Consider the following 13,553-nt stretch of genomic DNA (forward strand, 5'->3'; position numbering starts at 1 on the left):
GCGCCGGCTTCGTTGCGTTCAGTCCAGCGACTGAACGGTTTTCTTCACCTGGTCAGGGAAAAACAGCCGCTGCAGTTCCAGGCCCGGTTGCTCGGCGCGCATGAACGCTTCGCCGACCAGGAAGGAATACACCTCGTTGATTTCCATCAGTTCCACGTCGGCGCGGTTGAGGATGCCGCTCTCGGTGATGGCCAAACGGTCGCGGGGAATGCGGGGCAGCAGGTCCAGCGTGGTGTCCAAGCTGACCTCGAAGGTGTGCAGGTTACGGTTGTTGACCCCCACCAGCGGCGTATCCAGGGTTTTCAGCGCCCGCTCCAGCTCGTCGCCATCATGGACTTCCACCAGCACGTCGAGGCCGACGTCTTTGGCCGTGGCGGCAAGCTCGGCCATCTTCACGTCGTCCAGCGCCGAGACGATCAGCAGTACACAGTCGGCGCCCAAGGCTCGGGCTTCGACGATCTGATAGGGGTCGACCATGAAGTCTTTGCGAATCACCGGCAGCGACACCGCCGCCCGGGCCTGTTGCAAGTACTGGTCGGCGCCTTGAAAGTAGTCCACATCGGTGAGCACCGACAGGCAGGTGGCCCCGCCCTTCTCATAGCTCACGGCAATGTCCGCGGGCTCGAAGAGCTCGCGAATCACACCCTTGCTCGGCGACGCCTTCTTGATCTCGGCGATGACCGCCGGCTGCTTGGCCCGGGCCTGCTTGATCAAGGCATCGGCAAAGCCACGCGGGGCATCGGCCGCCTTTGCCAGTCGCTCCAGTTCAGCCAGGCTGACGCGAGCACTGCGCTCGGCCACTTCCTGGAATTTGCGGACGATGATCCGCTCCAGCACCGTCGGTACGCTCATGCTCCGTTCTCCTGCTTGAATACCGCGGTAAAGGCGCCCAGTTCCTGGAGTTTTTCCCAGGCAAGGCCGGTGTGCAGCACATCGTGGGCCAGTTCGACGCCCGACTTCAGGCTCATGGCATGGTCGGCGGCATACAGCGCGGCGCCCGCGTTGAGCACGATCATCTCAGCGGCCTTCTGGCCATTCTCGGTCTTGCGCCGGCCCAGCGCGTCGCGGATCAGCGCCAGCGACGCCTGCGGATCTTCGACCGCCAGCCCATGCAGGCTCTGGCTTTTCATGCCGAGGTCTTCAGGCTCGACCCAGTATTCGCTGATCTCGCCGTTCTTGAGTTCGGCCACGAAGGTCGGCGCGGCCAGACTGAACTCGTCCAGGCCATCCTTGGAGTGCACCACCAGCACGTGCTTGCTGCCCAGTCGCTGCAGCACCTCGGCCAGCGGGCGGCACAGCGCCTGGGTGAACACCCCCACCACCTGATGCTTCACCCCGGCCGGATTCGTAAGCGGGCCGAGCATGTTGAACAGGGTGCGCAGGCTAAGGTCGCGGCGCGGGCCGGCGGCGTGCTTCATGGCGCTGTGGTGAGTCTGGGCAAACATGAAGCCGATGCCCAGGCTGTCGATGCAGCGCGCGACCTGGACCGGCGTCAGGTTCAGGTAGATGCCGGCCGCTTCCAGCAAGTCGGCGCTGCCGCTCTTGCCGGACACCGCGCGGTTGCCGTGCTTGGCCACCGGGCAACCAGCGGCCGCGAGCACGAAAGCCGAGGCCGTGGATACGTTGAAGATATTGGCGCCATCGCCACCGGTGCCGACGATGTCGACCACGCCGTCGAGGCTCTGCAGTTCGACCTTCTCGGCCAGCTCGCGCATGACCGACACGGCACCGACGATCTCATCGATGCTCTCGCTCTTCATGCGCATGCCCATGAGGAAGGCGCCGATCTGCGCCTCGCTGCATTGGCCAGTCATGATCTGGCGCATGACATCGCGCATCTCGTCGGTGGTGAGGTCGAGGTGGCCAACGATGCGACTCAGCGCGTTCTTGATATCCATGTCGTTCCTTAACGGCGGCCGCCGGTCTGCTTGAGGAAATTGGCGAACAGCTCGTGGCCCTGTTCGGTGAGGATTGACTCCGGATGGAACTGTACGCCTTCGATGTTCAGGGTCTTGTGACGCAGGCCCATGATTTCGTCGACCGAGCCATCTTCGTGCGCCGTCCAGGCGGTGACTTCCAGGCAGTCCGGCAGGGTATCGCGCTTGACCACCAGCGAGTGATAGCGGGTCACGGTCAGGGGGTTGTTCAATCCGGCGAACACACCCAGGTCACGGTGCAACACCGGACTGGTCTTGCCATGCATCACCTGGCGCGCGCGCACCACCTCGCCCCCATAGGCCTGGCCGATGGACTGGTGCCCCAGGCACACGCCGAGGATCGGCAGTTTGCCGGCAAAATGCAGGATGGCTTCGATGGACACCCCAGCCTCGCTCGGCGTGCAGGGGCCGGGAGACACGACGATGCGTTCCGGATTCAAGGCTTCGATCTGGGCGATGGTCATTTCATCGTTGCGAATGACCTTGACCTCGGCACCCAACTCGCCAAGGTACTGCACCACGTTGTAGGTAAAGGAATCGTAGTTGTCGATCATCAGTAACATCGGGGCAACCTCTTGAACTTACTGACTGTACTTTCGGACCTGCCTGCGTCGTTCATGGGCGCGGCGATACCGCGACGGCGATGTGGAACGGCAGGAGGCAAACGGGACGGGCCGGGCAAGGCCGGCAGGGGAAAGTGTCAGGCGCGCCAACGCCAACGGGCGTGAGCCTTGATAACGCGCATCAGGAGTTTGCTGACGATCAACACGGAGTAGTTCTCGCTCATACGTCCCGGCACAGTAGCCTACCGCGACAACGGGCGCAATACGCGGCAAACCCCGGCAAACGCAGAGGCCTGGAACCTACCGGCGGTTTTTTTGCTAAGGTCTGCGAGCTGCTCCTCAAAACAACAACGAAACGGAATTTCATCCATGCGCCAGCCGCCGTTCCTGCGTACTACCCTGTGCCTGCTCAGCCTGGTCTGCAGCCAGGCCATGGCAGCGCCCTCCCCTTATTCTTCCCTATTGGTTTTCGGCGACAGCCTCAGCGATGCGGGACAGTTCCCGGACCTGACCGGCAGCGCGCAGGGCCTGCGCTTCACCAATCGCCAGGGCAATGGCGACTACGCGCCCGTGTCACCGATGATCCTCGGCACCAAACTAGGCTTTTCCGCCACGTCATTGGGGCCTTCGACTTCGCTGAGCAACCTGCTGCAAGGTCGGCCCGACGGCAATAACTGGGCGGTCGGCGGCTACACCACGCAGCAAGTCCTCGACTCGATCACCGGAACCTCCCAGGCAGTGATTCCGCCCGGGCGCCTGGGCGCCGGCCTGGTGCTGCGCGAGCGTCCCGGCTATCTGGCCGGCGGACTGCGAGCCGACCCCAACGCGCTGTACTACCTCACCGGCGGCGGCAACGATTTTCTCCAAGGCCTGGTGAACAGCCCCGCCAGCGCCGCCGCAGCCGGTGCCCGCCTGGCGGCCAGCGCCCAGGCCCTGCAGCAGGGTGGCGCGCGCTACATCATGGTCTGGCTGCTGCCGGACCTTGGCCAGACGCCGAACTTCAGCGGCACGCCGCAGCAAGCGCCGCTGTCGCAGCTTTCAGGCGTGTTCAATCAGTCGTTGCTCGGCCAACTGCGCCAGGTGGACGCCGAAGTCATCCCGCTGAACATTCCCACGCTGCTCGGCGAAGCGCTGCGCAGCCCGGCGCAATTCGGCCTGGCCGCCGACCAGAACCTGGTCGGCACCTGCTACAGCGGTGACGGCTGCACCGCCAATCCGGTGTACGGCGTGAACGGCAGCAATCCCGATCCCTCACGGCTGCTGTTCAACGATTCGGTACACCCAACCATCGCCGGTCAGCAATTGATCGCTGACTACGCTTATTCCATTCTCGCTGCGCCCTGGGAGCTGACACTGCTGCCAGAAATGGCTCACGCCAGCCTGCGCGCACATCAGGACGAACTGCGCACTCAATGGCGCTCGCCCTGGCAGCCGGTCGGCCAGTGGCAGGCGTTCATCGCCACCGGTGCCCAGGACCTGGATTTCGGCAGCCAGCGTAGCGCCGCCAGCGGCGACGGGCGCGGCTACAACCTGACCCTGGGCGGCAGCTACCGGCTCGACGACGCTTGGCGCGTAGGCATTGCAGCGGGCGCCTATCGGCAGAAGCTTGAAGCAGGGCCACGGGATTCGGACTACGCGCTCGACAGTTACCTGGCCAGCGCCTTCGCCCAGTTCCGTCAGAACCGCTGGTGGGCCGATGCAGCGCTGACCGCCGGGCACTTGAACTACGACAATCTCAAGCGCAACTTCGCCCTCGGCGCAGGCGAGCGTAGCGAGAAAGGCAGTACCGACGGCGAGGCCTGGGCGCTCAGCGGCCGACTGGGCTACAACCTGGCGACCGACGACAGCGCCTGGCAGTTGGCGCCATTCATCAGCGCGGATTACGCGCGGGTGAAGGTGGACGGCTACGACGAGAAAAGCGGACGTTCGACGGCGCTGGGCTTCGACGACCAGGACCGCACGTCACGGCGACTGGGGGCAGGCGTGCTGGGCAGTGTGCAGGTGATGGCTAATACGCGGTTGTTCGCCGAGGTGGCACGCGAGCACGAGTTCGAAGACGACCGCCAGGACCTGACCCTGCACCTGACCAGCCTTCCAGCCAACGACTTCACCCTCGCCGGGTACACGCCCCACAGCAACCTGACGCGGGCGAGCCTGGGCATCAGCCACGAGCTGGTGCCGGGGGTGAAGCTGGCGGGGAACTACAACTGGCGCAAGAGCGACGAACTGCGCCAACAAGGAGTGAGCGTGGGCGTAAGCGTGGACTTCTAACGCTTCAAGTCGGCGCAAGGCCGCTCCTGCAGACAGACTGATCGTCTTGCAGGCGCGGCCTGAGCGTCATACTGTTCACTTAAAGAATGCTGATACCGCTTCGCGGCCCTTTCGCGACACAAGGCCGCTCCCACAATGTCCGCGCAAACCCTGAAACAGGGGGCTGTACGGACCCTGTGGGAGCGGCCTTGCGCCGCGATGGGCTGCGTAGCAGCCCCAATTTCAGCAATACAGATCTTAAGTGAACAGCATTACGGCCTGAGCGGGGCTGCGCAGCAGCCCCGATGCGCAGGGTTCACTTGAACGTGGTCTGCTCGGCCAGCGCCACCGCGCGGAACATGGCGCGGCGCTTGTTGATGGTTTCTTCCCACTCCAGCGCCGGCACCGAGTCGGCGACGATGCCGCCACCGGCCTGTACGTGCAGTTCGCCGTCCTTGATCACCGCCGTGCGAATGGCGATGGCGGTATCCATATTGCCGTTCCAGGCGAAATAGCCCACCGCGCCACCGTAGACGCCGCGCTTGACCGGCTCCAGTTCGTCGATGATTTCCATGGCGCGGATTTTCGGCGCACCCGACAAGGTGCCGGCCGGCAGGATCGCACGCAAGGCATCCATCGCCGTGAGGCCCTCGGCGAGTTCGCCGGTGACGTTGGAGACGATGTGCATTACGTTGGAGTAGCGTTCGATCACCATCTTCTCGGTCAGGCGCACGCTGCCGGTGGACGACACCCGCCCCACGTCATTGCGCCCCAGGTCGATCAGCATCAGGTGCTCGGCGATTTCCTTGTCGTCCGACAGCAAGTCGTCTTCCAGCGCCCGGTCCGCTTCCTCGGTGGCACCGCGCGGGCGGGTGCCCGCGATGGGACGCACCGTGACCAGATTGTCCTCGACCCGCACCAGCACTTCCGGCGAACTGCCGACCACGTGGAAGTCGCCGAAATTGAAGAAGTACATGTAGGGCGTCGGGTTGAAGCAGCGCAGCGCACGGTACAAGTCGATGGGCGCAGCCTTGAAATCGATGGACATGCGCTGCGACGGCACCACCTGCATGCAGTCGCCGGCCAGGATGTACTCCTTGATCCGGCCCACGGCCTTCTCGTAATCGTCGCGGGTGTAGCTGGAGCGGAACGCCGGTTCTGCGGGCATCGGGCCGCCGAGATCCAGGCCGCGGCGTGGGGTGATCGGCTGGCGCAACGTGTCGAGCAACCCGGCCAGCCGCGCCTGGCCCTGCTCGAAGGCCTGCGTGTCCTGCGGATCGACCAGCACGATGGCGTGCATCTTGCCGGCCAGGTTATCGAACACCACCACCGCGTCGGACACCATCAGCAGAATGTCCGGCACGCCCAGTGGATCAGGATTCGGGCTGGCTCCCAGGCGTTTCTCGACGTAGCGCACGCAGTCATAGCCGAAGTAGCCGACCAGACCGCCGTTGAAGCGCGGCAGACCGGCGATGTCGGCGACCTTGTAGCGCTGCTTGAACGACTCGACGAAGGCCAACGGATCCTCGACCTCATGGCTTTCCACTTCGACCCCGTCTTCCAGGATGCTCACCCGGTAGCCGTGAACCCGCAGCACCGTGCGCGACGGCAGGCCGATCATCGAATAACGGCCCCACTTCTCACCGCCCTGCACGGACTCGAGCAAGTAGGTGTTGGGCTGGTCGGCCAGCTTGAGGTAGATCGACAGCGGTGTGTCGAAGTCGGCCAGGGTTTCACAGGCCAGGGGAATGCGGTTGTAGCCGGCAGCGGCCAGGCGCAGGAATTCTTCGCGGGTCATGGGTAGCCTCGGGGCAAGCAGCAATGGGGTCGGACGAGCGGACGAGCCGGCAGGCGCCGGCGGGCAGGAGTCAGGCGCGCCAGCGCCAGCGGGCCAGGGCCTTGATGACTTTCATCCAGAATTTGCCGGTGACACCCACAGTGCGATCTCTGTCTTTGGAGGCGTGAAGGTTTGCCCACGTTATCCCAGTGTCGGTGACGACGCAACCGGGCAACAGCAGACGCAAATCATCCAGTACCAGGCTTGGCGATTCCTCTTCGATCGGCCGCCCGTGGTTGTAGCCGTAGGTCAAGCCGACGCTCTTGACCCCCGCTGCCGTGGCCGCCAGCACATCGTTGCGCGAGTCGCCGACGAACAACGCGTGCTCCGGTGCGATGCCCGCCATCTGCATGACGAACAGCAGCGCGGCCGGGTCGGGTTTCTTCTGAGGCAGGGTGTCGCCGCCGATGATCCAGCGGAAGTAGCGACCGATCTTCATCTGGTCGAGCAAGGGCGCGACGAAGCGTTCGGGCTTGTTGGTGATCAGCGCCATCTCCACACCCTGCTTGTGCAGCCAGCGCAGGGTGTCGCGCACGCCGGGATAGACCACCGTCAGCTCATGGCTTTCGCCATAGGCTTGCATGAACAACGCCAAGCCTCGCTCGGCCAGTTCGGGGTCCACGTCGGCATGCTCGAGACTGCCGGCCAGGGCGCGGCGTACCAGCACCTCGGCGCCATTGCCGACCCACTGACGCACGGCCTCGAGGCCCGCAGGCGGGCGACCCAGGGCCACCAGCATGTGGTCGACGGCGGCAGCCAGGTCCGGCACCGAGTCGATCAGGGTGCCGTCCAGGTCGAACATGACCAGCTTGGGCAGCGTCCCCGGGAACAACTGCTCGAAGCCGCTCATGAGCGCGCCTGGGCGAGCTCGGCATGCATCTTGGCGATGACTTCGGCGTAATCCGGCGCGTTGAAGATCGCCGATCCGGCGACGAAGGTGTCGGCGCCTGCGGCGGCGATCTCACGGATATTTCCGACATTGACCCCGCCATCGATCTCCAGGCGGATATCACGGCCGCTGGCGTCGATCAGCGCGCGTGCTTCGCGCAGTTTGTCGAGGGTGCCGGGAATGAACTTCTGTCCACCAAAACCTGGGTTGACGCTCATCAGCAGGACCATGTCGACTTTGTCCATCACATACTTGAGCACGTCCAAACCAGTGGCCGGGTTGAACACCAGGCCGGCCTTGCAACCGCCGTCACGGATCAGTTGCAGCGAACGGTCGATGTGCTGGGTCGCTTCGGGATGGAAGGTGATGAAGGTGGCACCGGCCTCGATGAAATCGCCGATGATGCGATCGACCGGGCTGACCATCAGGTGCACGTCGATGGGTGCGGTCACGCCGTACTTGCGCAGCGCGCTGCAGACCATTGGGCCGATGGTCAGGTTGGGCACGTAGTGGTTGTCCATGACATCGAAGTGGACGATGTCGGCCCCTGCGGCCAGAACCTTGTCCACGTCCTCGCCCAGGCGGGCGAAGTCGGCGGAAAGAATGGAGGGGGCAATAGCGTAGGGCTGCATGGCGCACCTGTTGGCAGAATCACGGTGGCGCGCATTGTAACTCAGGCGAATGGATCGGGGCTGATTGGTATCAAAACCGCAGTTGCCTGTACCGGCCTCATCGCGGGACGAGCCCGCTCCCACAGGGATCCCACTGTTCATGAGTGCAGTGCTCTACCTGTGGAGCGGGCTTGCCCCGCGACAAGGCCGACACAGCCGTCGCAGAGTCAGCCAGGTTGCTGGGTCCGCAGCTTCTCGCTGCGCCCGCGCAGCCACTCCAGGGTCAGCAGCAACACTACCGAAAAACCGATCAGCAGCGTCGCAGCGGCGGCGATGGTCGGGCTGAGGTTCTCGCGAATGCCGCTGAACATCTGGCGCGGCAGGGTGGCCTGCTCGGGACCGGCGAGGAACAGCGTCACCACCACTTCATCGAACGACGTGGCGAAGGCGAACAGCGCCCCGGAAATCACCCCGGGCGCGATCAGCGGCAGGGTCACCCGACGGAACGCCAGCAGCGGCGAGGCGCCCAGGCTGGCCGCCGCGCGAACCAAGTTGTAGTTGAACCCCTGAAGCGTCGCGGACACGGTGATGATCACGAACGGCACACCCAGCACCGCGTGCACCAGGATCAGCGAGAGGAAACTGTTGCCCAGCCCCAGCGGCGCGAAGAACAGGTAGCTGGCCACCCCGATGATCACCACAGGCACCACCATTGGCGAAATCACCAGCGCCATCACCAGCGACTTGCCGGGAAAATCGCCACGGGTCAGGCCGATTGCGGCCAGAGTGCCGAACACCATCGCCAGCACCGTGGCCGCCGGGGCGACGATGATGCTGTTCCTGAGCGCGCGCATCCACTCGGCCGAGGCGAAGAAGTCCTGGTACCACTGCAGCGAAAAGCCTTGCAGCGGGTAGACCAGGAAACTGCCGCTGTTGAACGACAGCGGAATGATGACCAGCACCGGCAGCACCAGGAACAGCAGGATCAGGCCGCAGAGAATGCGCAGGCCGTAGAACCAGACCCGCTCCACCGGCGACATGTAAGGGCTCAACATGACAAGGCTCCTCAGCTCAGGCGCAGGCGGCTGGCGCCGACCAGCCAGCTATAGATCAGGTACAGCAGCACCGTGGCCAGCAGCAACAACCCGCCCAAGGCGGTGGCCATGCCCCAGTTGATGCTGGTGTTGGTATAGAACGCGACGAAGTAGCTGACCATCTGGTCGTTCGGGCTACCCAGCAGCGCCGGCGTGATGTAGTAGCCGATGGCGAGAATGAACACCAGCAGGCAACCGGCGCCGACACCGGCGTAGGTCTGCGGGAAGTACACGCGCCAGAAGCTGGCGAACGGATGACAGCCCAGGGAGATCGCCGCACGCATGTAGCTTGGCGAAATGCCCTTCATCACGCTGTACAACGGCAAGATCATGAAGGGCAGCAAAATGTGGACCATGGAGATGTACACGCCGGTGCGGTTGAACACCAACTCCAGCGGTTGATCGATGACGCCCATGGCCATGAGTGCGCTGTTGATCAGGCCGCCCGATTGCAGCAACACGATCCACGCGGCCACCCGCACCAGAATCGATGTCCAGAACGGCAGCAGCACCAGGATCATCAGCAGGTTGCTTTGACGGGTCGGCAAGTTGGCCAGCAGGTAGGCCAACGGATAGGCCAGCAGCAGGCAGATCGCGGTGATCACCACGCCCATCCACAGGGTGCGGGCGAAGATGTCCAGGTAGATGGCCTGGTCGGGCGTGGTCTTGGCCAACTCGCCCAGGTCGTCGATACGGTGGTCCAGCGCGGCCAGCAGGTAGAACGGCGTCACCGAGCTGGTATTGCGGCGGATCGCTTGCCAGTAGGCCGGGTCACCCCAGCGCTCGTCGAGGCTCTGCAGCGCCTCTTTATAGGAAGCCGGCTCGGTCTTGAACGGCAAGGCGCGGGCCGTCTTCGACAGCAGGCTGCGGTAGCCGGCCAGTTCCATGTTCAGGCGCTTGGAGAGCTCGCCCAAGGTCTGGTTCTTGCGCGACTGCGCCAGGTCGTCGCTCAGGGCGCGGTACACCGCTTCGCCGGGCAGGCTCTTGCCATCCCACTGCGCCACCGCCTCGACGGTGCGCGGCAGGCCGGCCACCACTTCGGGGTTACCGACGCTCTTGAACAGCAACGCGGCGATCGGCACCAGAAATACCAGCAGCAGAAACGCCACCAGCGGTGCGATCAGCGCCTGCGCCTTCCAGCGGTTGACCCGCTCGGCACGCTTGAGGCGCTGCTTGAGACTTGGACCTGCGCCTTCATTGAGGGGCACTGCAGTGGCCATGACGAACTCCGCAAACAGGAAAACGGGGGAGCGCCGGCCCACGGCCCGGCGCTCCAGCGACACGCGTTACTTCTTCGCCGCCCAGGCGTTGAAGCGTTGCTCCAGTTGCTCGCTGTTGTCAGCCCAGAAGGCCACGTCGATCTGCACCTGGTTGGCGATGTTCTCCGGCGTGGTCGGCATGTTCTGCTTGACCTCGTCGCTGAGCAGGGCGACGGCCTTGGCGTTGGCCGGGCCGTAGGCGATGTTCTCGGAGTAGATCTTCTGCTGCTCAGGCTGGACGCTGTAGGCGATGAACTTCTTGGCCTCCTCGACGTTCTTCGCGCCACGCGGAATGGCCCAGGCATCGAAGTCGTAGATGCCGCCGTTCCACACCACCTTCAGGTTGCTCTCCTTCTGCACTGCCGCGATACGCCCGTTGTAGGCCGAGCTCATGACCACGTCGCCGGAGGCCAGGTACTGCGGCGGCTGGGCGCCGGCTTCCCACCACTGGATGCTCGGCTTGAGCTCGTCGAGTTTCTTGAAGGCGCGGTCTACACCGGCCTTGGTGGACAGCACCGAGTAGACATCCTTGGGCGCCACGCCGTCGGCCATCAGGGCGAATTCCAGCGTGTACTTGGCGCCCTTGCGCAAGCCGCGTTTGCCGGGGAATTTCTTCGTGTCCCAGAAATCGGCCCAGCTGGTGGGGGCGGACTTGAGCTTGTCGGCGTTGTAGGCCAGCACCGTGGACCACACGAAGAAGCCCACGCCGCACGGCTGGATGGCGCCTTTGACGTAGTCGGACTCGTTGCCGAACAACGCGGGATCGAGCGGCTCGAACATGTCCTCGTCACAGCCACGGGCCAACTCTGGGGACTCGACCTCCACCAGATCCCAGGACACGCTCTTGGTGTCGACCATGGCCTTCACCTTGGCCATTTCACCGTTGTATTCCCCAGCGACGATCTTGCCCTTGCCTGCCTGTTCCCACGGCTCATAGAACGCCTTGACCTGGGCGGCCTTGTTGGCACCACCGAAGGACACCACGGTGAGGTCCGCGGCCAGCACCTGGCCGGCGGTGAACAGCCCCAGGGCCAGGGCGGTCAGTTTCAGCTGCTTGCGCATTATTATTCTCTCCACAGTACAGGGTTGGTGAAACGAACCATCAGTGGGCTTCGACGACCGGGTCGAGCGCGCGTGCGTGCTCCACCGCCCAGCCCAGCGGCACTACGTCGCCCACGGCCAGCGCCGGGTCGAGCTCGGCAATCGGCTGCTTGACGAAGAAATCGCTCTTGCCGCACACCTCCAGACGAACCCGTACGTGATCGCCCAGGTAGATGAACTCGGCCACCCGGCCGGAAAACCGATTGGCGCAATGTTCGCTGTGCCCGTTGAGGCGCACCCGCTCGGGGCGTACCGACAAGGTCACCGGCTCGCCGGGCGCACCGACGTTCACCGCCAGCGCCTCGACCTGCTCGCCACGCGCCAGTTGCACTTGGCAGCGCTCACCCTGACGCGACAGCAGGGTGCCGTTGAGGCGGTTGTTCTCGCCGATGAAGTTGGCCACGAAGGTGTTGGCCGGGGCTTCGTAGAGCGTGCGCGGATCGGCGATCTGCTGGATCTGCCCCTGGTGGAACACGGCCACGCGATCGGACATGGTCAGCGCTTCGCCCTGGTCGTGGGTCACGTACACCACGGTCACGCCCAGGCGCTGGTGAATATGCTTGATCTCCATCTGCATGTGCTCGCGCAACTGCTTGTCGAGTGCACCGAGCGGCTCGTCCATCAGCACCAGTTGCGGCTCGAACACCAGGGCGCGGGCCAGCGCTACGCGCTGCTGCTGGCCCCCGGAGAGTTGGCCGGGGTAGCGCTTGGCGAAGCTGTCGAGCTGGACCATGTTGAGCACGCGCTTGACCCGTTCGCTGATGTCGGTCTTGCTCAGGTTGCGTACGGTCAGGGGGAAGGCCAGGTTCTCGGCCACGGTCATGTGCGGGAACAGGGCGTAGTTCTGGAACACCATGCCGATGTCGCGCTTGTGCGGCGGCACATTGTTGATCGAGCGGCCTGCCAGTTGGATCTCGCCGGCGGTAGGGGTCTCGAAGCCGGCCAGCATCATCAGGCTGGTGGTCTTGCCGGAGCCCGAGGGGCCGAGCAGGGTCAGAAACTCGCCTTTGCGGATGTCCAGGTTGAGGTCTTTGACGATCAGCGATTCGCCGTCGTAGCTCTTCTGCACGCCCCGAAAGCTGACCAGCGTCTCGTTCGATTTCGCCTCGCTCATGCCCTGCACCTTCTTGTTGGAATGACTGCGTGGGCGAAAGACTAGAAGAACGGTTACCTCGCCGAAATCGGCGGTGCTGAGAGAATGCCATCATCCAGATGGAAGATTGGTTGTAGGGATCGCCCTACATGAATGACGCAAATGGAATGCTCATTCACTTGGGACATCGGCCGCTACTCGCACGTTTGCAGGGCGAGCCTTGTGCCGCGATGGCCCCCTTGCAGGACGAGAAACCGTTGTCAGGCCGATGGCTGTCGCAATCAGATCAGCTTGTGCGCCATGGCGTACTTCACCAGCTCAGCCAGCGAGTGGACTTGGAGCTTCTGCATCAGCCGCGCCTTGTGCGTGCTGATGGTCTTGCTCGACAGCGCCAGTTGCTGGGCGATGTCGTTGACGTTGGCGCCCTGGGCCAAGCGCTCGAACACGGAAAACTCCCGCTCGGACAACAGCGTGTGCAACGGCCGGGTTTCGGTCAGCCCCACTTCGAAGACCATGCGGTCGGCCAGCGCCGGGTCGATATAACGACCGCCACCGGCCACCCGGCGAATGGCGGTGAGCAGCAGCGCCGGGTCGCTGTCCTTGGTGGCATAACCCGCCGCCCCGGCCTTGAGCGCGCGTGCGGCCATCTGCGCTTCGTCATGCATCGACAGCACCAGGATCGCCGGTGCGTTGGCCAGTGCACGGATACGCGGGATCGCTTCCAGACCGCTGATACCCGGCATCGAGATGTCCACCAGCACCACGTCGCAGGGCGTGTGGCGCAAGGCATCGAGCAACTGCTCGCCATTGCCCGCCTCGCCCACTACCTGCAGGTCCTTGGCCAGGCCGATCAACTGCTTGATGCCTTCGCGCACGATGGTGTGGTCTTCGGCTACCAGCACTCGGATCACGCTGCTTC

General features: G+C 64.2%; 12 protein-coding genes. 1 reads left to right on the plus strand and 11 read right to left on the minus strand.

What is annotated here, in order from left to right; translation table 11 throughout:
* Positions 1–18 precede the first annotated feature (18 nt).
* From trpC to NJ69_RS16520, 3 genes are read right to left on the minus strand one after another with little or no spacing between them, the layout of a single operon-like run.
* Positions 19–852, minus strand: coding sequence for an indole-3-glycerol phosphate synthase TrpC (gene trpC / locus NJ69_RS16510; protein WP_039581107.1), 834 nt, complete (start codon positions 850–852; stop codon positions 19–21).
* Complete coding sequence (trpD, locus tag NJ69_RS16515) at positions 849–1,898, minus strand: anthranilate phosphoribosyltransferase (RefSeq protein ID WP_039581110.1); 1,050 nt, start codon at positions 1,896–1,898, stop codon at positions 849–851. Before trpD ends, trpC begins: the two co-directional genes overlap by 4 nt.
* An 8-nt stretch (positions 1,899–1,906) precedes the next feature.
* The gene (locus NJ69_RS16520; protein WP_029615069.1) at positions 1,907–2,500 is read right to left on the minus strand and encodes an aminodeoxychorismate/anthranilate synthase component II; all 594 of its coding nucleotides are present in this window, start codon (positions 2,498–2,500) and stop codon (positions 1,907–1,909) included.
* 369 nt (positions 2,501–2,869) lie between these two features.
* On the opposite strand from NJ69_RS16520, the gene estP reads away from it, so the two are divergent.
* On the plus strand, positions 2,870–4,771 hold the full coding sequence (estP, locus tag NJ69_RS16525) for an esterase EstP (RefSeq protein WP_039581114.1): 1,902 nt from the start codon (positions 2,870–2,872) through the stop codon (positions 4,769–4,771).
* Positions 4,772–5,066: 295 nt separating this feature from the next.
* Here estP and trpE read toward each other — a convergent pair whose 3' ends face one another.
* The 8 genes from trpE to NJ69_RS16565 form a co-directional block, all read right to left on the minus strand.
* Positions 5,067–6,548, minus strand: coding sequence for an anthranilate synthase component I (gene trpE, locus NJ69_RS16530; RefSeq protein WP_039581117.1), 1,482 nt, complete (start codon positions 6,546–6,548; stop codon positions 5,067–5,069).
* 70 nt (positions 6,549–6,618) lie between these two features.
* Positions 6,619–7,437 carry a phosphoglycolate phosphatase gene (locus NJ69_RS16535; RefSeq protein WP_039581120.1) on the minus strand — a complete coding sequence of 273 codons (819 nt, stop codon included), beginning with the start codon at positions 7,435–7,437 and terminating at the stop codon, positions 6,619–6,621.
* Entirely contained in the window at positions 7,434–8,108 is a 675-nt protein-coding gene (gene rpe / locus NJ69_RS16540; RefSeq protein WP_039581123.1) for a ribulose-phosphate 3-epimerase, read from the minus strand. Before rpe ends, NJ69_RS16535 begins: the two co-directional genes overlap by 4 nt.
* Positions 8,109–8,314: 206 nt before the next feature.
* Positions 8,315–9,142, minus strand: a complete 828-nt coding sequence (locus NJ69_RS16545; RefSeq protein WP_029615070.1) for an ABC transporter permease — start codon at positions 9,140–9,142, stop codon at positions 8,315–8,317.
* 11 nt (positions 9,143–9,153) lie between these two features.
* Complete coding sequence (locus NJ69_RS16550; RefSeq protein WP_039581125.1) at positions 9,154–10,401, minus strand: ABC transporter permease; 1,248 nt, start codon at positions 10,399–10,401, stop codon at positions 9,154–9,156.
* A gap of 66 nt (positions 10,402–10,467) precedes the next feature.
* Entirely contained in the window at positions 10,468–11,502 is a 1,035-nt protein-coding gene (locus NJ69_RS16555; RefSeq protein WP_029615072.1) for an ABC transporter substrate-binding protein, read from the minus strand.
* Positions 11,503–11,542: 40 nt separating this feature from the next.
* Entirely contained in the window at positions 11,543–12,655 is a 1,113-nt protein-coding gene (locus NJ69_RS16560) for an ABC transporter ATP-binding protein (protein WP_039581128.1), read from the minus strand.
* 260 nt (positions 12,656–12,915) lie between these two features.
* Entirely contained in the window at positions 12,916–13,545 is a 630-nt protein-coding gene (locus NJ69_RS16565) for a response regulator (RefSeq protein ID WP_039581131.1), read from the minus strand.
* Positions 13,546–13,553: the final 8 nt, after the last annotated feature.

The sequence above is a fragment of the Pseudomonas parafulva genome, from assembly GCF_000800255.1.
GTDB classification, from domain to species: domain Bacteria; phylum Pseudomonadota; class Gammaproteobacteria; order Pseudomonadales; family Pseudomonadaceae; genus Aquipseudomonas; species Aquipseudomonas boreofloridensis.